The following is a 20,112-nucleotide window of genomic DNA, read 5'->3' as shown; positions in this document are numbered from 1 at the left end:
ATCAGTGGTGGAACAGTTGGGCAATGGCGGACGCACCGAGGAAGGTGCCGGCATTCGCGACCAGCGACACGACGATGATGCGCCAGCCGAGACGGCGGAACGCCGGCACGTCCTTGGCAATGGAAAGACCGGCGAACGTCAGCATCGGCGGGACGGCGGCGAGGAAGTTGATCTTGCCGCTCAACGCGACGATCGTCGGTGCCAGCGGACACCACGGCGAGGTCAGGAACATGGCGACCAGCGAGATGATGCAGACGGCGGGAACGACGCTCTTCATCAGACGGGTGATGTAATGGCCCACCACCACGCACGCGACCATGATGATCGTGCCGGGCAGTGCGTCGGCGATCGGGGTCTTGTAGAGAATCAGGTTGCTGACCAGCGACAGCACGGCCACCGCGATCCACGCGAACCAGCGCGCGGCGCTCGACAGCTCGGTTTCGGTTTCGGCCGGCGCATGGGCCGTGCCGGCGTTCATCGCAGCCGATTCGTTGACAGCGGCTTCGCGTGCGGCGGCGAAGCGGCGGCCCAGAACCGGTTCGAGAACACGATAGCCCCACACCGCGAGCGGCAGCGAAATAAACAGCGTGAAATACGTGCCCACCGTCGACGTAATCAGGTTGCTGGCGGCCGCGAAGGTCGCCACCGACTTCGCCACTTCCGGCGTCTGCTGGGCGGCGACGGCGCCCGCTGCAGCCGCCATGATGCTGCCGGAGCCGACGCCCGAGCCCATCGCGAGCGCGATCGGGTCGAAGATATGCAGGCTCGTGACGAAGCCCGCGAAAATCGCGATAAACACCGCACCGAAAATCGTGCCGGTCAGATATTCGGCGAGCACGCCGCGTCCTTCGGGCGAGTCCATCCCGTAGCGCTCGCCGATGATGGCGAGACTCGGTTCGCGACCCACCGAAAACGTCGCGCCGATCGCCTCGCGCTTGATGCCCAGCAGCAGCGCGAGCGGCATCCCGAGCAGGATCGTGCCGACGAAATGCCCCAGTTCCTGGAACGCCAGCGACCAGCCCGCACGGCCGATTTCCGGCAGCGAGTTACCGACCATCAGCCCCAGTTTGGCCGTGAACAGCAGCAGACCGGCTTGCAGGATCGCCGACGACTTGAACTGCAACGCCGTGTCGAGCTTCAGCGCGGACGGCAGGCGTTTGCTGGCGAGACCCAGCGCCGCGCCCATCAGGATGGCCCAGACCATCGGCAGCAACACGACCTGTCCGGGGCCGACCTTGAACGAAAACGGTCCGATAAAACTGGCGATCACGACGATGGCGAGCGCGAGTGCGTACAGCTTCACGTAGCCGCCGATATCCGTCCGGATGGGTGTCAAATCAATTGCCCTGGTGTTCATGGTCTCAGCTCGCTCGAGTTGGACTGCAGGTTGATGGATGACCCATGTAACGGTTCGCGACGCCATACAGAGGTTGAGACGAGTTTCAAACCGCCAAAAACAGTAAGGGCACCGTTTCAATTTGAATGTTGTTCGATTTTTTAGAACGCACGCCGTCCCGCCAGACCCTGCTAATTTTCAGAACGATGTCGTCGAAGCTTTCGATGTTGGCTTTCTTTGTCTGCGGCATGCTTGTCGGTAACCGGTGAACTTCATCCATGCTGCGCTGACCTCGACGCCTCACATGACCCACACGTTCGTTCCAGCTGCGTATCCCGTTCATCACTGGACGGTCAGAAAACCCGCCGTGGAATCGTCTGCGGGTATCGTCACGTCGCAGGCGCACGACGCGTCGGCGGCGGGCGTCGCGATTCTCGAAGCGGGCGGCAATGCGGTCGATGCGGCGGTCGCGACGGCCTTCGCGCTGGCGGCGGTCGAGCCGTGGAATTCGGGCCTCGGCGGCATCGGCTTTGCGCTGGTCCACAACCGTGGCGAGCGGGGTGACGCGCGCGCGCATTCGGTGCATTTCGGGCCGGTCGCGCCGTCGGCGATGTCGCCGGCGTTTTTTCCGCTGACGGGGCGGCCGGGCAGCGATCTGTTTCCGTGGCCTCAGGTCGAAGGCGACGCGAATGCGCACGGGCCGCTCTCGTTCTGTCTGCCGACGGCCGTGGCCGGTTACGGTTCGATGCTCGAACGATGGGGCACGATGCCGTTGCGCGAGGTGATGGCGCCCGCGATTGCGCTGGCGCGCCGTGGGCTCGCGCTCGACTGGTTCACGACGCTGATGCTTGCGCAGGCCGCGCCGGTGCTTCGCCGGTACGACACCAGCAGCCGGGTTTTCCTGCGCGACGGCCTGCCGCCGGTTCCGCCGTATCAGGGCGTGCCGGGATTCCTGCCGACCGGCCGGCTCGCGCAGACGCTGGAGCAACTGGCGACGGCCGGCTGGCGCGACTTCTATCACGGCGAGATCGCCGACAGCGTGGTGCGCGATATCCGCGAGATGGGCGGCGTGATCGGCGCCGACGAGATGAAACGGTATCGCCCCGAGTTCGCGGATTGCCTGTCGGTCGAATGGCGCGGCAGCCGGATTCAGGTGTCGTCGGGATTGAACGCCGGCCCGACGCTCGCCGACGTGTTTTCGCGGCTGGACGACACTGTTCCGCCGCCGGGCGGCAGCGGCGAACCGTCGGCCGGCTGGTATGCCGGGATTGCCCGCGCGATGACGGCCGCCTACCGTCAGCGCCTCGACACCGCGGGCGACGCCGAACCGAAGGAGCAGGGATGCACGTCGCATATCAACGTCTGCGACCGCGATGGATCGATGGTGTCGATGACGACCACGTTGTTATCGTCGATGGGCAGCCGGGCGACCTTGCCCGGCACCGGCTTCGTGATGAACAACGGCGTGCTGTGGTTCGATCCGCGACCGGGGCAGGCGAACTCGATCGGCGGCGGCAAACGTCCGCTGACCAACATGTGCCCGGCGATCGTCGTGCGCAACGGACGGCCGGTGATCGTGGCGGGCGGCGCGGGCGGCCGCCGCATCATGGCGGCGGTCGCGCAACTGCTGATGTTCGTGCACGACTTCGGAATGGACGTCGAGGATGCCGCGCACTGGCCGCGAATCGACGTGTCGGGTCCGGATCTGGTGAGCGCCGACCGTCGGTTGGACGCCGCCGTAATCGACGCGCTGCGAGCGGTCGGCGCAACGGAAATCGTCGATCACGATGTGCTGCCGATCAACTTCGCGCGCCCGGCTATCATCGACGCGCGCGAGCCGCTCGCCCGAGGCGTCAGCGATGCACTGTCGCCTTGGTCGATCGCGCTGGGCGCGGCGTAACGGGGCGCGCCGTGGCCGGTTGACACGCCATTCCGGCGATCTGAAAGCGGAAACGATCCTGCGCGATCCGATGCGACAATCGTGCTTCTTTGTCAGAATGTGCGGCATTGCACCGGCGCCACCTCAACGTTTCCCCATACCTCTATGACACACCGCACGCTCAAGACCGTTCATCGCGCCTATCGCGACGACATCGCGGACCTCGTCACCCGGCGACCGCTGCCCGGTCCGGCGTTGCCCGACCTGAATCCGTTTCTGTTCCTCAACCATCATGGTCCGCAGGTGTATCCGCCGCGCAACCACGGCTTGCCGTTCGGCCCGCATCCGCATCGCGGATTCGAGACCGTGACCTTCGTGCTCGAAGGCAGTCTCGCGCATTCGGATACCGGCGGCCATGAGAGCGTGATCGATGCGGGCGGCATGCAGTGGATGACGGCCGGCAGCGGCCTGATTCATGCGGAGCTGTCGCCGAAGTCGTTTATGGAGCGCGGCGGCGCGCTCGAAATTCTGCAACTGTGGCTGAACCTGCCTGCAAAGCTGAAGATGACGAAGCCGCGTTATATCGGACTTCAGGCGCCTGAATTGCCAGTCGTCGATGCGGCCGGTTCGGGCGCGCAAGTTCAACTGATTGCCGGCGAGTGGCAAGGGGTGGGTGGCCCGGTCGAATCGTTGACGAACGCGTTGATGTCGGTCGTGCGGATTCCTGCGGGCGACCGCGTGCAGTTCGACGGCTTGAACGGACGCGTGGTGTTTCTGTATGTGGTGCGTGGCGGGATTTCGATCGGTGGCGCGCAAGTCGCGCAGTGGCAACTCGCGGAGCTTCACGACGACGGCGATACGCTCGAACTGAACGCCGACGAAGCGTCGGTCGTTCTGTTCGGTCATGCCGATCCGATTCACGAACCGATCGCCGCGCGCGGTCCGTTCGTGATGAACACGCAAGTGGAACTGAATCAGGCGGTCGTCGATTTCCATGCGGGAAAATTCAACGTGGCGCCGGAGTAGACGCGTCGCCGGGTGCGCGGATTATCGGAAGAGTTGAAGATGTTCGGCGAGGATCGTGCATCCGATGCCGATCAGCACGAGCCCACCGACGAACTCCGCGCGCTTGCCCGCCACGTGACCGATCACGCGGCCGAGCATCACGCCGAGTGTGACCATGATCATCGTGGCCATGCCGATTGCGGCGGCGGTCGAAAAAATATCCACATCGACGAAAGCGAGACCCGCACCGACCGCCATCGCATCGATGCTCGTCGCGAAACCGGTGAGCGCCAGCACCCAGAACGAATGACTTGTCTGCGGTTTTTCTTCGGCCTTCGATGCGGTGAGGCTGTTGATCAGCATCCGGCCGCCGAGTACGGACAGCAGGCCGAACGCGATCCAGTGGTCCCACGCGGTGACGTATTGCGCGGCGGCCTTGCCGAGAAACCAGCCGATGAGCGGCGTGATCGCCTCGATGACACCGAAGATGAGTCCGGTTCTGACGGCCTCGCGCCAGTGCGGACGATTCAACGTAGCGCCTTTGCCGATTGCGGCTGCAAAGGCATCCGTGGACATCGCGAAAGCGAGGAAAGCGGTAGTGAGGATATTCATGGGGACGCTCGTGGTCGGGCGGAAAACCGCGACACACCCCACGCCCGACCGGTCGCACGGTGTGTCGATGGTCTTGCCAACCAAAGGGCTACCTGCACCACGGTCCGACAGACCGAGAATGTTGATGCAGGCGCTTCTGTGAAAGAAGCCGGCTACTCCCCAAAGACAGCGGGGAGATTAACACAATAGAAAGGCGTTCGTAATTGAATGTGGGCGTTCGCTGCGAACGCCCGTGCGCTAATCTTTTTCCACTTTGCGCACCTGGTCGTTGAGCGCACGCAGATGATCGAGTTTCTCGCCGATCTTGTGTTCGAGCCCACGCGGCACCGGTCGATACCAGCGCTGTTCCGGAACGTCGTCCGGAAAGTAATTTTCGCCTGCGGCGAAGGCGTCCGGTTCGTCGTGCGCGTAGCGGTAATCCTTCTTGTAGCCCAGGTCTTTCATCAGTTGCGTGGGCGCATTGCGCAGATGCAGCGGAACCGCGCGCGTGCGGTCATTGCGCACGAACGACAGCGCCTCGTGCCACGCCATGCTGACCGCATTCGACTTCGGTGCGACCGCGACATACACCAGTGCTTGCGCGAGCGCGAGTTCGCCTTCCGGCGAGCCCAGCCGTTCGTAGGCTTCGGCGGCGTTTAGTGCAACCTGCAGCGCACGCGGGTCGGCGTTGCCGACTTCCTCGCTGGCCAGAATCACGATCCGCCGCGCCAGATAGCGAACATCGACGCCGCCGTCGATCATGCGCGCCATCCAGTACAGCGCCGCGTCCGGGTCCGAGCCGCGCGCCGATTTGATCAACGCGGAAATCTGGTCGTAGAACGCTTCGCCGCCCTTGTCGAAGCGTCGCGTGGTGGCAGCGGATGCGCCGGCGACGAAGCCGCTGTCGATCCGCGTGATGCCGGCCGAGCTCGCGGCGTTCGCAAGCTGCTCGACGAGATTCAGAAACTTGCGGCCGTCGCCGTCGGCGAAACCGACGACGGCGTCGAGCGCGTCCGGCTCGAATGTCGACGCGCCCAGCACCGGTTGTGCGCGTGCGAACAGCGCGCGCAACTCGTCGTCCGACAACGGTTTCAGCACATACACCTGCGCGCGCGACAGCAACGCGCTGTTGACCTCGAAGCTGGGGTTTTCCGTCGTCGCGCCGATCAGGGTCAGCAGACCGACTTCGACATGCGGCAACAACGCGTCCTGCTGACTCTTGTTCAGCCGATGAATCTCGTCGAGAAACAGCACGGTCGAACGGCCGTGATGATCGAGCGTCTGCCGCGCGTGCGCCGCGGCTTCCCGCAACTCCTTCACGCCCGCGGCAACCGCCGATTCGGCGATGAAGTCGTAGTCGAAGGCTTGCGCGGCGAGACGCGCGATCGTGGTTTTGCCGACGCCCGGCGGTCCCCACAAAATCAGCGAATGCAGCTTTTTCGAATCGAGCGCGAGGCGCAACGGTTTGCCCGCGCCGAGCAGATGCGACTGCCCGACCACGTCGTCGAGCGACTGGGGTCGAAGCTGTTCGGCGAGCGGCGCGCGGGGGCGGGTAGTAAAGAGGTCGGTCATCTCGCGTAGTGCGTGTGGAGTGTCTGCCGGGGCGTGAGCGGGCGGCGGCGGGGGAACCGGAGCCGATTTTACGCGCTGCGTGCGAGGGGCCCGTCACGACGGCGCGGTGGGCTGGCGGAGAGCGCCAGCGCCGCAAACCGGCACCGGCACGGCCAGCGTATTTCTCGCGATCGCCGCGCATGCGCCCGACCGACGCTGCTAGACTCTTCGCAGCCGGCTGCGAAACGACGTGCATTCGACGGTCGTCGTCAATCGCAGTGACGCCCGCTGCTAGAATGGCGGCCCTTTTCTCTGGAGACGCACATGTCCTGGTTCATCTACGAAGTGCCCGAGTACAACGAAGACGCGGCACGCATCGAACCCTATACCGACTTGCGTAGCCGCGTTCTGAAAATCAGCGGCCAGGCGATGGCCGACGAACTGGAAAGCGTCCGCGAGAACGCGGCGACCACGGCGGATACGCCGGCGCATCCGCTGCGCGGCTCGGAAAATCCGCAGGTGTTTCCGATTCCCTATGCGGATTCGATGATCCTCGTCGGCTTTATCTTCGAACTGAAGCGCGAACTGCGGCATCTGGTGGTGTCGCCGGTGGAAATGCCCTGGCTGAAAGAGGCGTAAGCCTTCCGCTTTCTCCACGGGCATTTCATCCGCCTCGCGCCCGCTCAGGCTGTACGCGGATCCGGTTGCGGATTGCGAACCGACGGGTCGCCGAATTGCAGTGCGGCGAGTTCGGCGTAGAGCGGCGAACTCAGCAACAGATCGGCGTGACGGCCTTGCGCGACGATCCGGCCATGCTCCAGCACGACGATGCGGTCGGCTTGCTGGACAGTCGCGAGCCGGTGCGCGATCACCAGCGTCGTGCGGTTTTGCGCGGCGTTGTCGAGGGCGGTTTGCACGAGCCGTTCGCTGGCGGCGTCGAGCGCACTGGTGGCTTCGTCGAGTAGCAGGATCGGCGGGTCTTTCAGGATCGCGCGGGCAATCGCGATGCGTTGGCGCTGTCCGCCGGACAACCTCACGCCGCGTTCGCCGAGAAAGGTGTCGAAACCTTGCGGCAGCGCGTCGATAAAGCCGGCCGCAGCGGCCATTTCAGCCGCCTTGCGAACCTGCGCGAGGGTCGCGTCGGGTGCGCCATAGCGGATATTGTCGAGCACGCTGCCCGAGAAAATCACCGATTCCTGCAACACCACACCGATCTCGCTGCGCAATCCGGCCAGCGACACCTGCTGTGTCGGCACACCGTTGATCAGAATACGGCCTGACTGCGGATCGTAAAAGCGCAGCAGCAACTGGAACAGCGTGGTCTTGCCCGCGCCCGACGGCCCGACCAGCGCCACGTGCTCACCCGCACGAATCTCCAGCGACAAACCCGACAACGCGGCCGTGCCCGGCCGCGACGGATACGAAAAGCTCACGTCGTCGAAACGGATGCCTTCGCCATGCGTGGGCAGCGCGACGGCGCTCGCGGCCTCGATCACCGGCGAACGCGCGGCGAGCAATTGCAGCAGACGCTCGGTGGCGCCCGCCGCGCGCTGAAGATCGCCCCACACTTCGGCAACCGCGCCCACTGCGCCGGCCGTGAACACCGCATACAGAATGAACTGGGACAGCTGACCCGCCGTCATGCGGCCGTCGAGCACGGCTTGCGCGCCGAGCCACAACACGAACACGATCGCGCTGAATACCAGCACGATTACCACGGCGGTCAACCATGCGCGTGCGCGGATTCGCGTGAGCGCCGTATCGAATGCCAGTTCGACCGCGCCCGCAAAGCGCCGCGACTCGAACGGCTCCTGCGTGTACGACTGCACGGTCGGCATCGCATTCAGGATTTCGCCCGCCAGTCCGCTCGCATTCGCCACCTTGTCCTGGCTCGCGCGCGATAGACGCCGCACGCGTCGTCCGAAAATCACGATCGGCGCGATGACGATCACCAGCGTTGCGATGATGTAAGCCGACAGCACCGGACTCGTCACCGCCAGCATCGCGACGCCGCCGATCAGCAGGAACGCGTTGCGCAGCCCCATCGACAGACTGGTGCCGACGACGGTCTGGATCAACGTGGTGTCGGTCGTGAGTCGCGACAGCACTTCGCCGGACTGGGTGGTCTCGAAGAACTGCGGACTCATCTCGAGAATATGGTCGTACACCGAACGACGCAGATCGGCGGTCACGCGCTCGCCGAGCCACGACACGAGATAGAAGCGCAGCGCGGTGGCCGCGGCGAGGATCAGCGAGACGCAGAACAGCGCGACGAAGTAACGGTCGATATGCGTGCGATTGCCCGCCGCGAATCCGCGATCGATCAGATATTTGAACGCGACCGGCAACGCGAGCGTCGCGCTCGCCGAGGTGATCAGCGCCAGAAACGCGAGCGCCCAGCGTCCGGCGTAGGGTCGCAGAAATGGAAACAGCGCAAACAGTGGACCGATGCGCGGCGAACGCGCGGCTGCGTCAGGCATTGAAATTCCCAGGCGGATCGAAGATGCACCGGATTGTGCCAGTCTTGCGGGTTCGACGCCGCGCCGTCCGCGACTCACCGTGCGTCGAGGATCCTGCGATAAAACGCGTGTTCCGCATCGAGCGCATGCGCCTGATTGGCGGCCTGGCGAAAGCCGTGCCGTTCGTCGGCGTAGTAATGCGCTTCGGTTTCGATGCCGTTCGCGTCGAGCGCGGCGACCATCGAACGGGTTTGATCCGGCGTGACGACCGCGTCGAGTTCGCCCTGGAAGAAGATCACCGGCGCGGTGATCGTGTCCGCGTGCAACAGCGGCGTGCGTGACCGGTAGCGTTCGCGTTCCGCGACCGGATCGCCGATCAGCCAGTGCAGATAGCGCGCTTCGAACTTGTGGGTGGCGGCGTCGAGCGTCAGCGGATCGCTGACGCCGTACAGACTGGCGCCGCCGCGAAACGTGTCGCGAAACGCCAATGCGCACAGCGTCGTGTAGCCGCCCGAACTGTTGCCGCGAATAAACGCGCGTCGAGGATCGACCTGACCGTGCTGCGCGAGATACGCGACGGCGTTGCACGCGTCGTCCACATCGATGACGCCCCAGTTGCGGTGCAGCGCCTGACGATAGGCGCGACCGTAGCCGGTGCTGCCGCGATAGTTGAGTTGCGCGATCGCGAAGCCGCGCTGGGTCCAGAACTCGACGCGCGGATCGAACACCGGATAACACGCCGAGGTCGGGCCGCCGTGAACGAACACGACGACGGGCGGCGCGGCGGTTTCGGTGGCGAATGCGGGGGCGTCGGCGGGGGCGTAGAAATAGCCGTGGACGTCGGTGTCGCCGCTGCGATAGCGGATGATCTCCGGCCGACGGATCTGCGTCGCCGGCACGCTCGGCGCGACCTCGCCGAGCACGCTCACGCGATAGTCGCTGCGACGGATCGCCAGCACCGCAGCCGGACATTCGGGCGATGCGGCGATGCAGTAGAGATGCGCGCCGTCGGCGGCCAGATTGCGGAACCGGCTGTAGCCGCTCGCGAGCCGCTGCACGTTGCCGCCGGCGTCGCGATGGCCGAGCACGCCCCAACTGTCGTCGAACCAGCTTGCGACGCTTGCGCCGTCTTCGAGCGGAAGCCAACTGCGTCCGCCGAGTTGCCACGGCGCCGACGCGTGATCGGCTGCGGCGGCGGGCAGCGGTTCGAAACCGCTCGCGCCGTCGCGCCACGGCTGCCAGAAGTTCGCCCGATCGCTCAGACAGACCAGGTGTCCCGATGCGTCGAAACACGGCTGCTGCAACGCTTCGTCGTCATCGTGACCGGCGACGATGCGCGGCGTGGACCACGTGCCGTCGGCGGCGCGTTCCTGAAGCATCAGACGCGTCGCCGTCCACGGTTGATGCGGATGCTGCCATTCGATCCACGCGAGCCGTGTGCCGTCAGCATTCAGCGTCGGCGCAGCGTAGAAATCCGCGCCTTCGGCGAGCACGTCGCGCGCGCCGTCATCCAGATTGATCGCCACCAGCCGGTGCGTGTCGCCGTCCTGCTCGACCGCGAGCACGCGGCCCGGCGCAAAGCGCAGGTCGCCGTAACGCGGGCCGGGCGGCGTCAACGCGTGCGGCACGCCGCCGTCGATCGATTGCCGGTACAGCCGCTGATCGGCTTCGTTCGCGAAGACGAGCGTGTGACCGGCGATGCAAAACGAGCCGCCGCCATATTCGTACACGCGACCGCGCACGCTGAAGCCGTCCGGCGTCACGCAGGCAGGTTCGGCATGGGTGTCTGCGTGCCAGCGCCAGATCCGGCACGTGGCGTCGGCGGGCGCGTACGCGGTCCAGAACACACCGGACGGACTGGCAGCCAGTTCGACGAAATCGCGGCCGCTCGCGACGGCCTGTTCGGCTGTCAGCCGCTTATTTGCCGCTGAGGCGGCGTGATTGCTTGTCATTGCGGAAGATCAGCGGATGCTCGGTCACGCGGGGTTGTACGGCTTCGTCGCGGGCCTTCAGGATCACCGGATGGTACGGCGACTTGCTGCATACCGGATCGGCGTTCGACGCGTCGCCGGTCAGCATGAACGCCTGACAGCGACAGCCGCCGAAGTCCTTTTCCTTTTCGTCGCACGAACGGCACGGTTCGGGCATCCACGCGTTGCCGCGAAACCGGTTGAAACCGAACGACTCGTACCAGATGTGGCGCAGGTCGTGATCGCGCACGTTCGGGAACGTCACCGGCAATTGCCGCGCGCCGTGGCAGGGCAGTGCGGTGCCGTCCGGTGTCACGGTCAGGAACAGGCTGCCCCAGCCGCTCATGCAGGGCTTCGGCCGTTCTTCGTAGTAATCCGGCATCACGAAGATCAGTTTGCATGGATGGTTGGTCGCGGCGAGCTTGTCACGGTATTCGTTCGTGATGCGCTCGGCGCGCGCGAGCTGTTCGCGCGTCGGCAGCAGTTCGGCGCGGTTCAGATACGCCCAGCCGTAGAACTGGCAGGTCGCGAGTTCGACGAAATCGGCGTCGAGCGCGATGCACAGCTCGATGATCCGGTCGATATGGTCGATGTTGTAGCGATGCGTGACGAAGTTCAGCACCATCGGATAGCCGTGCGCCTTGACGGCACGCGCCATCGCCAGTTTTTGCGCGAACGCTTTCGGCGATCCGGCCAGCATGTTGTTGACCTGCTCATCGCTCGACTGGAAGCTGATCTGGATGTGATCGAGTCCGGCGCGCTCGAACGCGTCGAGTTTCGCTTCGCTCAGGCCGATGCCCGACGTGATCAGGTTCGTGTAATAACCCAGGCCGCGCGCATGTGCGATCAGCTCCGGCAGATCGGGGCGCACCAGCGGCTCGCCACCGGAAAAACCGATCTGCGCGGCGCCGAGTTCGCGCGCTTCGGACATCACGCGCAACCATTGATCGGTGCTGAGTTCCTCGCCCTGGCGCGCGAAATCCAGCGGGTTCGAACAGTACGGACATTGCAGCGGACAGCGGTACGTCACTTCGGCGAGCAGCCACAGCGGCAGTCCGACCGCAGGCGTCGCGCCGGCGTCGGATTGCGTGAGCGGCTGCGCTGTCGGACGCGTAATCAGATCGTCAGACAAGATCGATCCAGTGCTTGTCGCTGGCGACGAGCATGAACTGCTCGACGTCGGTGCCGAGTTCCGGCACGCCGGGGAATTGCGCATCGAGCGCCGCGATGATCGCGGTCACGCTGCGTTCACCGTCGATCAGCGTACCGATCGCGCTCGCGCTGCCGTTCAGCTTGACCATGCCTTCGGGATAGAGCAGCACGTGACTGTCCTGCGCGGGTTCGAACTGGAAGCGATAGCCGCGTCGCCACGTCGGCTTCAGGTTGCGGTCGAAACTCATAGTGCGATTCCTTTGTGCCACGCACGTTGGTCCGTCACCGTGTGATACGGCGGACGACCGAATTCATACGCCATCGACATTGCATCCAGCATCGTCCACAGGATGTCGAGCTTGAATTGCAGGATTTCCAGCATCCGCTGCTGGCCTTCGTAGGTAGTGTAGTGCTGCAACGTGATCTGCAAACCGTGTTCCACGTCGCGACGCGCCTGACCGAGCCGCGTGCGGAAATACGCATAGCCGGTGGGATCGATCCACGGATAGTGCTTCGGCCACGTGTCGAGTCGCGACTGATGGATTTGCGGCGCGAACAGTTCGGTCAGCGAACTGCTCGCGGCTTCCTGCCAGGTCGCGCGGCGCGCGAAGTTGACGTAGGCGTCCACGGCGAAGCGCACGCCGGGCAGCACCAGTTCCTGCGAGCGCAACTGGTCGGCGTCCAACCCGACCGCCTCGCCGAGGCGCAGCCATGCTTCGATCCCGCCATCCTCGCCCGGCGCGCCGTCGTGATCGAGCAGACGCTGGATCCACAGACGTCGCACTTCGCGATCCGGACAGTTCGCGAGGATCGCGGCGTCCTTCATCGGGATGTTGACCTGGTAGTAGAAGCGGTTCGCCACCCAGCCCTGAATCTGCTCGCGGGTCGCGCGGCCTTCATACATCGCCACGTGATACGGGTGATGGATGTGGTAGTACGCGCCTTTGGCGCGCAACGCCTGTTCGAACTGCTCGTGGGTGAGTGGACTCTGGGCGGCTTGGGCAGATGGGTTCATGGATGTCGCGTGACCTCAAATGATGCGGAAACGGAAGGCGCTCGCGATAGCGCGGCGCCGACGTCGAATCTACAACTCGATGCTCATACCGTCGAATGCGACTTCGACCTGACGCCGGGCCAGTTCGGCGCGTTCCGGCGAGTCTTCGTCGAGAATCGGATTCGTGTTGTTGATGTGCGTGAGGATCTTGCGTTGCGCGGGAAACGCTTCGAGCACTTCCAGCATGCCGCCGGCGCCGCTTTGCGCAAGATGCCCCATCTGACGGCCGGTACGCGTGCCGACGCCGCGACGGCTCATTTCGTCGTCGTGCCACAGCGTGCCGTCGACCAGCAGGCAATCGGCCGCGTGCATGCGCGCCAGCAACGCGTCATCGACCGCGCCGAGTCCCGGCGCATAGAACAGCTTGCCGCCAGTGCGCAGATCTTCGATCACCAGACCGATGTTGTCGCCCGGATGCGGATCGTGCCGATGCGGCGAATACGGCGGCGCGGCGCTGCGCAGCACGAACGGCGTAAAGCGCAGACCCGGACAGGCGGGAATCGCGAAGTCGCGCGAAGGTTCGATCGGGTTCCAGTGCAGTCCACCGTTCCAGTGACTCAGCATCGTGAACAGCGGAAAGCCGGTGCTCAGATCGTCGTGGACCATGTCGGTGCACCAGACGTCGAGCGGGCATCCTTCGCGCAAGCTCAGCAAGCCGGTGGTGTGATCGATCTGGCTGTCCATCAGGACAATCGCGGCGATGCCGGTGTCGCGCAGCGCGCGGCCCGGTTGCATGGGCGCGAAGTGATGAAGTTGCGAGCGGATGTCGGGGGATGCGTTACATAGCACCCAGTTCACGCCGTCGTCCGATACCGCAATCGACGATTGGGTGCGCGCGTGTGCGCGGATCGTGCCGCTACGAAAGCCTGCGCAATTCGCGCAGTTGCAGTTCCACTGAGGAAAGCCGCCTCCGGCCGCAGATCCAAGGATTTGAATATGCATACCTGTTTTCAGATGCCGGCCAACTGATTTGTGCGAACGGGCGTCCGCAGAAAAAATAGCCCCGGCGAGCCGAGGCTAGTGTGTGACCTGGGGTGAGGCCTGGTTCAGCGATTCGCGATGTACATCGTGATCTCAAAACCAAGGCGCAGATCGGTGTAAGCGGGTTTGGTCCACATGAGAAGTTCTCCTTTTAAAGCTAAACAGAGTGTCCGGCGATGCGTCGGACACGGGAAAGACCGACGCGGACGGAAGGGTGCGTGGACAACCTGTGTCGTGCCGTCACGCTTCCATCGCAAAATGATCTCAACGTGGATGCTACCACTTCCGATCGCGCTCCGACGTCAGGCCCGGCACCCCCCAGAACGGCCCAAAACCCGACCGGACGGTCGGTTTGACGATTTTTCGAGACTGCGGACGGCGTCATTTTTTCGCGACAACGTGCCGCATACGGCGCGACGGGCGGTCTGCTACTTTCGGCCGGAACCCGTCGGCAAGTTCGTTTTGTCGCACACACGATCCACCCTGATATGGAGCTTCGCGGATGAAGTACGAAGGCACGCTGCACAAACGCGTCAAGCGACTGCTTGAACAGGTGGTCGAAATGGCCGAACTGATCGGTCTGCTGGTGATCGGCATCGGCACCGCCCTCGCGATGGGGCATCTGATCTGGAAAATGGCCGATTCCGGCAGCGTCACGCTGACCGATCTGCTGCTGATGTTCCTGTACCTCGAAGTGTTCGCGATGGTCGGGCAGTATCTGAAAGCGGGGCAGTTGCCGGTGCGCTTTCCGCTGTATATCGCGATGGTGTCGATCGCGCGCGACCTGATCTTGCGGGCGGGCGCGAACACCGAGCTGCATCTGATCGCATCGGCTGTCGCGATCGTGCTGATCGCGCTGGGCGTGCTGCTGATCCGCTACGGCCAGACGCGTTATCCGAGCGACGCGCGCGAACATCAGGACGAGGCCGCGCGCTAGCGACGGTCCGCGCACCGGGAATCCTCGCGCACGAACGGGCAATTCATCGACAATACCGGCATCGTCGATGCATTTGACCCCGTTCGTCCCATCTGGAAAAGGAGCTACCGCCCATGGATAAACGCCAATTCCTGAGCAGCGCGGCTGTCCTCGGTGCCGTTGCCGCACCTGCGTTTGCGCGGAAACCCGTTTCGAATCAAGCGTGCGCGGCATCGCCCACGCTGTTGACGATTGCCGGCGACATCAAGCGCCACAACCGTGGCGCGCTCGATCCGGCGCTCGACCAGTTGATGAAGAAGCAACTGGTGAAATTCGACGAAGCCTATACGTTCGACTTCCAGTCGATTGCGAGCCTGCCGTCGGTCACGATCAAACCCACGCTCGAATACGACGGCCATCCGCACACGTTGTCCGGCCCGTTGCTGACCGATGTGCTCGCGCACGTCGGCGCGCCGGAGGCGGGCGACACGAAAGTGCTGCTGCGCGCCATCGACGGATACGTGGTGATGCTGACGCTCGACGCGGTGCGTGCGAATCGCTTTATCGTCGCCACGCAGCTTGACGGCAAGCCAATGCCGCTCGGCGGTCTCGGGCCGCTCTGGGCGGTCTACGACGCCGACCGCATTCCCGAACTCGCGGCGAAAGCGCTGAACGAACGTTTCGTCACGTGTCCGTGGGCGGTGTATCAGATTCAGGTGATCGCGGCGTGAGGCCGGCTGCGGATTGATCCGGATCGAACCCGGATTCAATCGGCCGTTTTTATTACCGGATTTGCAAAACACCTTTTCTGCGGTGCGGGTCGCACGGGCATATATCGCCAAACACGATGCGTCCGTGCCGCCGATTTTTCGCGATCTCCACCGTCCCGGTGCGTTTCGAGGCCCGTTTCCAGCGTTATCCGCGCAGATCGAACCGTGTTGCGACCCCTTTGCAAATCGGCCCTTTCAGGCCCGACATATAGCAATCCTCTACAGTCCGAAAATTTGTCCTAAACAGTTAAAATGCAGCATAATGCCGCAGTTTCTTGATGGAGAAAATAAGTCATGTCTAAGGATAAAGCCGGCCCGTCAGGGTTGCTGGCGATCTGGTGTTGGTTATTGGGCCTCGTCCTTCTGGCGACGGGTCTCTTCTTTGCGATCGGCGGCGGCAAGCTCGTGCTGCTGAGCGGTAGCTGGTACTTTCTTATCGCAGGCATCGTCACGCTGCTGGCCGCGATCCAGTTTTTCCGTCGCAAGTCCTCCGCAGTCGCACTCTTCGCGCTGGTCTTTATCGGCACGCTGATCTGGGCGCCGCTCGATGCCGGCATCGATTTCTGGCCGCTGGTATCGCGTCTGATGGTCCCGGCCGGCTTGATGCTGCTGTCGCTGATCACGTTGCCGGCACTGCGCCGCCGTGAGGGCAAGAGCCCGGCGGCGAAGCCGGCGTATGGCGCGTCGGTCGTGATCGTGGTCGCGATGCTCGCCACTTTCGTGCAGATGTTCCAGCCGCATCCGACGGTCGCCTCCAACGGCGAAGAGTTGCCGCTGGTGCCGGTCGATAAAGCCAATGCGCAAAAAGACTGGGCCAACTACGGCAATACGCCGGGCGGCAGCCGTTTCGTCGCACTGGACCAGATCACGCGCGATAACGTGAAGGATCTGAAGGTCGCGTGGACGTTCCATACGGGCGACGTGCCGATCAGCCCCGGCGGTAACGGCGCGGAAGATCAGCAAACGCCGCTGCAGATCGGCGACCGCATCTTTATGTGCACGCCGCACAACAACGTGATCGCCGTCGATGCCGACACCGGCAAGCAGATCTGGAAGCGCGAGATCAACGCGCAGGCACAGGTGTGGAACCGTTGCCGCGGTCTCGCTTACTTCGATGCGACCAAGCCGCTGGTGCAACCGACCATCGCAGGTTCGACGCCGGTTCCGGCGCCGGAACTCGCGACGGGCGACACCTGCCAGCGCCGTATCCTGATGAACACCATCGATGCGCGCCTCGTCGCAATCAACGCCGACAACGGCGAACTGTGCGACAAGTTCGGCAATAAAGGTTTCGTCGATCTGAAGGCCGGTCTCGGTGACGCGGCGGATCCGAAGTATCAGTTGACGTCGGCACCGACCCTGGCCGGTACGACGGTCGTGGTGGGCGGTCGGGTTGCGGATAACGTCCAGACCGACATGCCGGGCGGCGTGATTCGCGGCTTCGACGTAATCACGGGCGCAATGCGCTGGGCATTCGATCCGGGTCACAAGGATCCGAACGCGAAGCTCGAACCGGGTCAGACGTACGAACGCAGCACGCCGAACTCGTGGGCGCCGATGTCGTACGACCCGGCCATGAACACCGTGTTCATGCCGATGGGCAGCCCGTCGGTCGACTTGTGGGGTGCGAACCGCACGCGGCTGGATCACAAGTACGCCACCTCGATCCTCGCGGTCGATGCGACGACCGGTAAGGAAAAGTGGGTCTATCAGACGGTCCACAACGACCTGTGGGACTTCGACGTTCCGATGCAGCCGAGCCTGATCGACTTCCCGGAAAAGGACGGCACGACGAAGCCGGCCGTGGTGTTCGGTACCAAGTCGGGTCAGATTTTCGTGCTGGACCGTTACACCGGCAAGCCGTTGACCAAGGTCGAAGAAGTGCCGGTCAAGAAGGGCACGATTCCGAACGAGCAGTATCCGGATACGCAGCCGCTGTCGGTCGGCATGCCGCAGATCGGCAACGCGAAGATGACCGAATCGGATATGTGGGGTGCCACGCCGTTCGATCAGCTGGCCTGCCGTATCGCGTTCAAGTCGATGCGTTATGACGGCCTGTTCACGGTGCCGGATACGGATGTCTCGCTCAGCTTCCCGGGTTCGCTCGGTGGCATGAACTGGGGCAGTCTGTCGACGGACCCGAACAACCACTACATCTTCGTCAACGACATGCGCCTCGGTTTGTGGGTGCAGATGGTTCCGCAGAAGGTCGATGCCGGCGCGCCGACCAGCAACGGCGGCGAGTCGGTCAACACGGGGATGGGCGCGGTGCCGCTGAAGGGCACGCCGTACGCCGTCAACAAGAACCGCTTCATGTCGCCGCTGGGTATCCCTTGCCAGAAGCCGCCGTTCGGCACGCTGTCGGCAGTGGATCTGAAGACGCAGAAGATCGTGTGGCAGGTTCCGGTCGGCACGGTGCAGGATACTGGTCCGTTCGGCATCAAGATGCGCGCGCCGATGCCGGTCGGTATGCCGACGCTCGGCGGCACGCTGGCCACGCAAGGCGGCCTCGTGTTCATCGCCGGCACGCAGGATTACTACCTGCGCGCGTTCGACAGCTCGACGGGTAAGGAAGTGTGGAAAGCCCGTCTGCCGGTCGGCAGCCAGGGCGGTCCGATGAGCTTCGTGTCTACCAAGACGGGCAAGCAGTACATCCTGATCTCGGCAGGCGGCGCACGCCAGTCGCCGGATCGTGGTGACTACGTAATCGCCTACGCACTCCCGTAATCGCGGGTTTCCGGCGAAGCCAAGGGCTCGCCGGCGGTTTCCGGTCCAGATGGACCGGAGGCTGCCGGCGAGCCTTTTTTATGGCCGCGATTTCGGCCGACAGCGCGATGACGTCCGCCGCGCGACGTCATCCGGCGACACGTGGAATGACCGGCGACTGCCCAAAAAAAAAGCCGCCCGCCGATGTCGAACTCGACACCGGCGGGCGGCTTCATGCGAACCGAAGGGAACTCGGAATGCGGGGTGGACCCGGGCTGGCGTCCACTGGTTCGACGCGCCACGGCCTGCGGCCGTGACGGCGCGACGACGTTATTGCGCGGTCGTGACCGGCTTCGTCGATGCGACCGATGCGTCCTTCATGCGACGCACTGCGTCGGCAGCCGACGGTTCCAGATGCTGATCCTTCAACGATGCTTCGAACGCGTCGTGACGCGATTGCGTGGCTTGATGGAAGTCGGCGTTCAGCTCGGCGATACGGCGTTGATACCAGTCCGTCACGCACGCTTTGTCCGTGCAATTGTGTTGGCGCCACAGCCATTGATGCGTGCGAGCGGCTTCGAGCGCGACCGGATCGGTGCTCTCTTCTTTCGCGCGCTGATAAGAGGCAGCGAGGCGATCGTCGAGCGCGGAGAGTTGCGCGTCGTTACAGACGATCTTCTCCGATGCCGACGAATGCTTGGAGCACTGGAAGCTCGCCGCCGCAGCGTCGACGCTCGCGACCGTGCCAGCGGCCAGAAGGCCGATCGACACCAGCGTCGACGGCTTGAGGATAAGTCGTGCGACGCGCGCACTGGCCATTTTGAGGATGGACATGCTAGACCTTTTGCTTGACGTGAACCGGCTCTTAAGGTCTCGAGCGTCAAAGACGTTCAAGCCACGCGTCCGGCGAGTAAGTTGCGTGAAAGCAGGATATGACGACCCGGCCCAGTCTTATTTCCTGAGCACGACCCTCGAGTCACAAGTGCTTACCAGATGTTTCCGGTGTTACCCGTCACGTCAGTACGCGGACGATCGGCACCACGACAGCGTGACGCGCCTGCCGCCTTCACCGAAGCAGCGCGTCCACACTCTCCACCGCCGCGCGAGCGACCTCGACTAGCCGCGCTTCGCCCATCCCTTCGCGCGCGCTCGCGGACAAGCCCGACATCACGGTCGAGATCAGATCCGTCACCACATCGGCGCGTTCCGGATGCGTCACTGCGATAAACGCCCGAATCTCGTCCCGCCTGCCCGCCGTGGTCCGGCGCGCGATGACCGCGCTTTCGTTCGCACCGTGGCCACGCGCCGCCTCCAGCGCGAGGCAGCCCGTGCACTCCGGGTCCTGTGCATAGGTCCGGGCCGCGCGTTCGAGCAGATCGGCGAGCGCTTCGCCCGGCGGCCGCCCCGGCTGCAATACCGCTGCGAGCGGAATCACCGTGCGCGCATAGCGCTCCAGAATGCGCTCGAAGAACGCCGCCTTGCTGCCGAACGCCATGTAAAAGCTCGGCGGCTTGATGCCCAGCGCATCCGTCAGCGCGCTCAAGCCGACGCCATCGTAGCCGGCAGCGTGAAACAGCCGCTGACCAACGGCCAATGCCGCTTCGGGATCGAAAGCGCGCGGGCGACCGCGGCCCGGCTTCGTCCCGGCATTTAAATTAGTGACCACTATAAAATATCCTTGCGCCGTCGTTTTCGTAAATATATAGTGACCACTACTTTAATTCAAGGTGATCGATATGACG

19 protein-coding genes and 1 riboswitch are annotated in these 20,112 nt (G+C 64.0%); of the genes, 6 read left to right on the top strand and 13 right to left on the bottom strand.

The annotated features are described in order from the left end of the window. Window position 1 precedes the first annotated feature (1 nt). Window positions 2-1,357: a DUF3100 domain-containing protein gene (locus tag PW947_RS05735; protein ID WP_299630099.1), complete on the bottom strand. Its 1,356-nt coding sequence runs from the start codon at window positions 1,355-1,357 to the stop codon at window positions 2-4. 85 nt (window positions 1,358-1,442) lie between these two features. Continuing rightward, window positions 1,443-1,616 (bottom strand): hypothetical protein, encoded by a 174-nt coding sequence (locus PW947_RS05730; protein ID WP_299630098.1) that lies wholly within the window; start codon window positions 1,614-1,616, stop codon window positions 1,443-1,445. 24 nt (window positions 1,617-1,640) lie between these two features. Between PW947_RS05730 and PW947_RS05725 the strand changes: the two genes are divergently transcribed. Together PW947_RS05725 and PW947_RS05720 are read left to right on the top strand one after the other, a co-directional pair. Beyond that, window positions 1,641-3,236, top strand: coding sequence for a gamma-glutamyltransferase (locus PW947_RS05725; protein ID WP_299630097.1), 1,596 nt, complete (start codon window positions 1,641-1,643; stop codon window positions 3,234-3,236). Between the two features lie 144 nt (window positions 3,237-3,380). Then, window positions 3,381-4,241 (top strand): pirin family protein, encoded by an 861-nt coding sequence (locus PW947_RS05720; protein ID WP_299630096.1) that lies wholly within the window; start codon window positions 3,381-3,383, stop codon window positions 4,239-4,241. A gap of 21 nt (window positions 4,242-4,262) precedes the next feature. Here the strand turns inward: PW947_RS05720 and mntP are convergent, their stop codons facing one another. After that, complete coding sequence (gene mntP, locus PW947_RS05715) at window positions 4,263-4,832, bottom strand: manganese efflux pump MntP (protein ID WP_299630095.1); 570 nt, start codon at window positions 4,830-4,832, stop codon at window positions 4,263-4,265. Window positions 4,833-4,839: 7 nt separating this feature from the next. Next, a riboswitch (yybP-ykoY riboswitch) is annotated at window positions 4,840-5,005 on the bottom strand. 64 nt (window positions 5,006-5,069) lie between these two features. Continuing rightward, on the bottom strand, window positions 5,070-6,383 hold the full coding sequence (locus tag PW947_RS05710) for a replication-associated recombination protein A (protein WP_299630094.1): 1,314 nt from the start codon (window positions 6,381-6,383) through the stop codon (window positions 5,070-5,072). A gap of 303 nt (window positions 6,384-6,686) precedes the next feature. On the opposite strand from PW947_RS05710, the gene PW947_RS05705 reads away from it, so the two are divergent. Further along, window positions 6,687-7,001, top strand: a complete 315-nt coding sequence (locus tag PW947_RS05705) for a helicase (RefSeq protein WP_299630093.1) — start codon at window positions 6,687-6,689, stop codon at window positions 6,999-7,001. A gap of 44 nt (window positions 7,002-7,045) precedes the next feature. Here the strand turns inward: PW947_RS05705 and PW947_RS05700 are convergent, their stop codons facing one another. The 7 genes from PW947_RS05700 to pqqA all read right to left on the bottom strand — a co-directional run bounded on the left by PW947_RS05700 (window position 7,046) and on the right by pqqA (window position 14,115). Beyond that, window positions 7,046-8,842, bottom strand: a complete 1,797-nt coding sequence (locus tag PW947_RS05700) for an ABC transporter transmembrane domain-containing protein (protein ID WP_299630092.1) — start codon at window positions 8,840-8,842, stop codon at window positions 7,046-7,048. Between the two features lie 74 nt (window positions 8,843-8,916). Beyond that, window positions 8,917-10,773, bottom strand: coding sequence for a prolyl oligopeptidase family serine peptidase (locus tag PW947_RS05695; protein WP_299630091.1), 1,857 nt, complete (start codon window positions 10,771-10,773; stop codon window positions 8,917-8,919). Continuing rightward, the gene (gene pqqE, locus PW947_RS05690) at window positions 10,739-11,908 is read right to left on the bottom strand and encodes a pyrroloquinoline quinone biosynthesis protein PqqE (RefSeq protein ID WP_299630597.1); all 1,170 of its coding nucleotides are present in this window, start codon (window positions 11,906-11,908) and stop codon (window positions 10,739-10,741) included. The genes PW947_RS05695 and pqqE overlap by 35 nt, the downstream gene beginning before the upstream one ends. 7 nt (window positions 11,909-11,915) lie before the next feature. Further along, window positions 11,916-12,191 carry a pyrroloquinoline quinone biosynthesis peptide chaperone PqqD gene (pqqD, locus tag PW947_RS05685; RefSeq protein ID WP_299630090.1) on the bottom strand — a complete coding sequence of 92 codons (276 nt, stop codon included), beginning with the start codon at window positions 12,189-12,191 and terminating at the stop codon, window positions 11,916-11,918. Continuing rightward, window positions 12,188-12,958 (bottom strand): pyrroloquinoline-quinone synthase PqqC, encoded by a 771-nt coding sequence (gene pqqC, locus PW947_RS05680; RefSeq protein ID WP_299630089.1) that lies wholly within the window; start codon window positions 12,956-12,958, stop codon window positions 12,188-12,190. The genes pqqD and pqqC overlap by 4 nt, the downstream gene beginning before the upstream one ends. Before the next feature lie 69 nt (window positions 12,959-13,027). Then, window positions 13,028-13,939 (bottom strand): pyrroloquinoline quinone biosynthesis protein PqqB, encoded by a 912-nt coding sequence (gene pqqB / locus PW947_RS05675; RefSeq protein WP_299630088.1) that lies wholly within the window; start codon window positions 13,937-13,939, stop codon window positions 13,028-13,030. A 104-nt stretch (window positions 13,940-14,043) separates the two neighbouring features. Further along, the gene (gene pqqA, locus PW947_RS05670) at window positions 14,044-14,115 is read right to left on the bottom strand and encodes a pyrroloquinoline quinone precursor peptide PqqA (protein WP_110385066.1); all 72 of its coding nucleotides are present in this window, start codon (window positions 14,113-14,115) and stop codon (window positions 14,044-14,046) included. Between the two features lie 365 nt (window positions 14,116-14,480). Here pqqA and PW947_RS05665 point away from each other — a divergent pair, with 365 nt between their 5' ends. The 3 genes from PW947_RS05665 to PW947_RS05655 all read left to right on the top strand — a co-directional run bounded on the left by PW947_RS05665 (window position 14,481) and on the right by PW947_RS05655 (window position 18,391). After that, the gene (locus PW947_RS05665) at window positions 14,481-14,915 is read left to right on the top strand and encodes a phosphate-starvation-inducible PsiE family protein (protein WP_299630087.1); all 435 of its coding nucleotides are present in this window, start codon (window positions 14,481-14,483) and stop codon (window positions 14,913-14,915) included. A 113-nt stretch (window positions 14,916-15,028) separates the two neighbouring features. Continuing rightward, entirely contained in the window at window positions 15,029-15,625 is a 597-nt protein-coding gene (locus PW947_RS05660; RefSeq protein WP_299630086.1) for a molybdopterin-dependent oxidoreductase, read from the top strand. A 333-nt stretch (window positions 15,626-15,958) separates the two neighbouring features. Further along, a complete protein-coding gene (locus PW947_RS05655) occupies window positions 15,959-18,391 on the top strand; it encodes a glucose/quinate/shikimate family membrane-bound PQQ-dependent dehydrogenase (protein ID WP_299630085.1) in 2,433 nt (810 codons plus the stop codon). Between the two features lie 309 nt (window positions 18,392-18,700). Here PW947_RS05655 and PW947_RS05650 read toward each other — a convergent pair whose 3' ends face one another. Further along, window positions 18,701-19,204 (bottom strand): hypothetical protein, encoded by a 504-nt coding sequence (locus PW947_RS05650; protein WP_299630084.1) that lies wholly within the window; start codon window positions 19,202-19,204, stop codon window positions 18,701-18,703. Between the two features lie 232 nt (window positions 19,205-19,436). Beyond that, complete coding sequence (locus tag PW947_RS05645; protein ID WP_299630083.1) at window positions 19,437-20,036, bottom strand: TetR/AcrR family transcriptional regulator; 600 nt, start codon at window positions 20,034-20,036, stop codon at window positions 19,437-19,439. Window positions 20,037-20,112 lie beyond the last annotated feature (76 nt).

Source organism: Paraburkholderia sp. (assembly GCF_028283785.1).
GTDB lineage: Bacteria > Pseudomonadota > Gammaproteobacteria > Burkholderiales > Burkholderiaceae > Paraburkholderia.
Note: the sequence above shows the minus strand (reverse complement) of the source record. Positions and strands in the feature narration are given on the sequence as shown.

Bases quoted from the DNA above. Each gene is read 5' to 3' on its own strand.
- PW947_RS05655 (WP_299630085.1), top strand. From the start codon at position 15,959: ATGTCTAAGGATAAAGCCGGCCCGTCAGGGTTGCTGGCGATCTGGTGT.
- PW947_RS05665 (WP_299630087.1), top strand. From the start codon at position 14,481: ATGAAGTACGAAGGCACGCTGCACAAACGCGTCAAGCGACTGCTTGAA.
- PW947_RS05710 (WP_299630094.1), bottom strand. From the start codon at position 6,383: ATGACCGACCTCTTTACTACCCGCCCCCGCGCGCCGCTCGCCGAACAG.
- PW947_RS05735 (WP_299630099.1), bottom strand. From the start codon at position 1,357: ATGAACACCAGGGCAATTGATTTGACACCCATCCGGACGGATATCGGC.
- PW947_RS05720 (WP_299630096.1), top strand. From the start codon at position 3,381: ATGACACACCGCACGCTCAAGACCGTTCATCGCGCCTATCGCGACGAC.
- PW947_RS05650 (WP_299630084.1), bottom strand. From the start codon at position 19,204: ATGTCCATCCTCAAAATGGCCAGTGCGCGCGTCGCACGACTTATCCTC.
- pqqB (WP_299630088.1), bottom strand. From the start codon at position 13,939: ATGCATATTCAAATCCTTGGATCTGCGGCCGGAGGCGGCTTTCCTCAG.
- pqqC (WP_299630089.1), bottom strand. From the start codon at position 12,958: ATGAACCCATCTGCCCAAGCCGCCCAGAGTCCACTCACCCACGAGCAG.
- PW947_RS05705 (WP_299630093.1), top strand. From the start codon at position 6,687: ATGTCCTGGTTCATCTACGAAGTGCCCGAGTACAACGAAGACGCGGCA.
- PW947_RS05700 (WP_299630092.1), bottom strand. From the start codon at position 8,842: ATGCCTGACGCAGCCGCGCGTTCGCCGCGCATCGGTCCACTGTTTGCG.
- PW947_RS05725 (WP_299630097.1), top strand. From the start codon at position 1,641: ATGACCCACACGTTCGTTCCAGCTGCGTATCCCGTTCATCACTGGACG.
- pqqD (WP_299630090.1), bottom strand. From the start codon at position 12,191: ATGAGTTTCGACCGCAACCTGAAGCCGACGTGGCGACGCGGCTATCGC.
- PW947_RS05660 (WP_299630086.1), top strand. From the start codon at position 15,029: ATGGATAAACGCCAATTCCTGAGCAGCGCGGCTGTCCTCGGTGCCGTT.
- PW947_RS05695 (WP_299630091.1), bottom strand. From the start codon at position 10,773: ATGACAAGCAATCACGCCGCCTCAGCGGCAAATAAGCGGCTGACAGCC.
- PW947_RS05730 (WP_299630098.1), bottom strand. From the start codon at position 1,616: ATGGATGAAGTTCACCGGTTACCGACAAGCATGCCGCAGACAAAGAAA.
- mntP (WP_299630095.1), bottom strand. From the start codon at position 4,832: ATGAATATCCTCACTACCGCTTTCCTCGCTTTCGCGATGTCCACGGAT.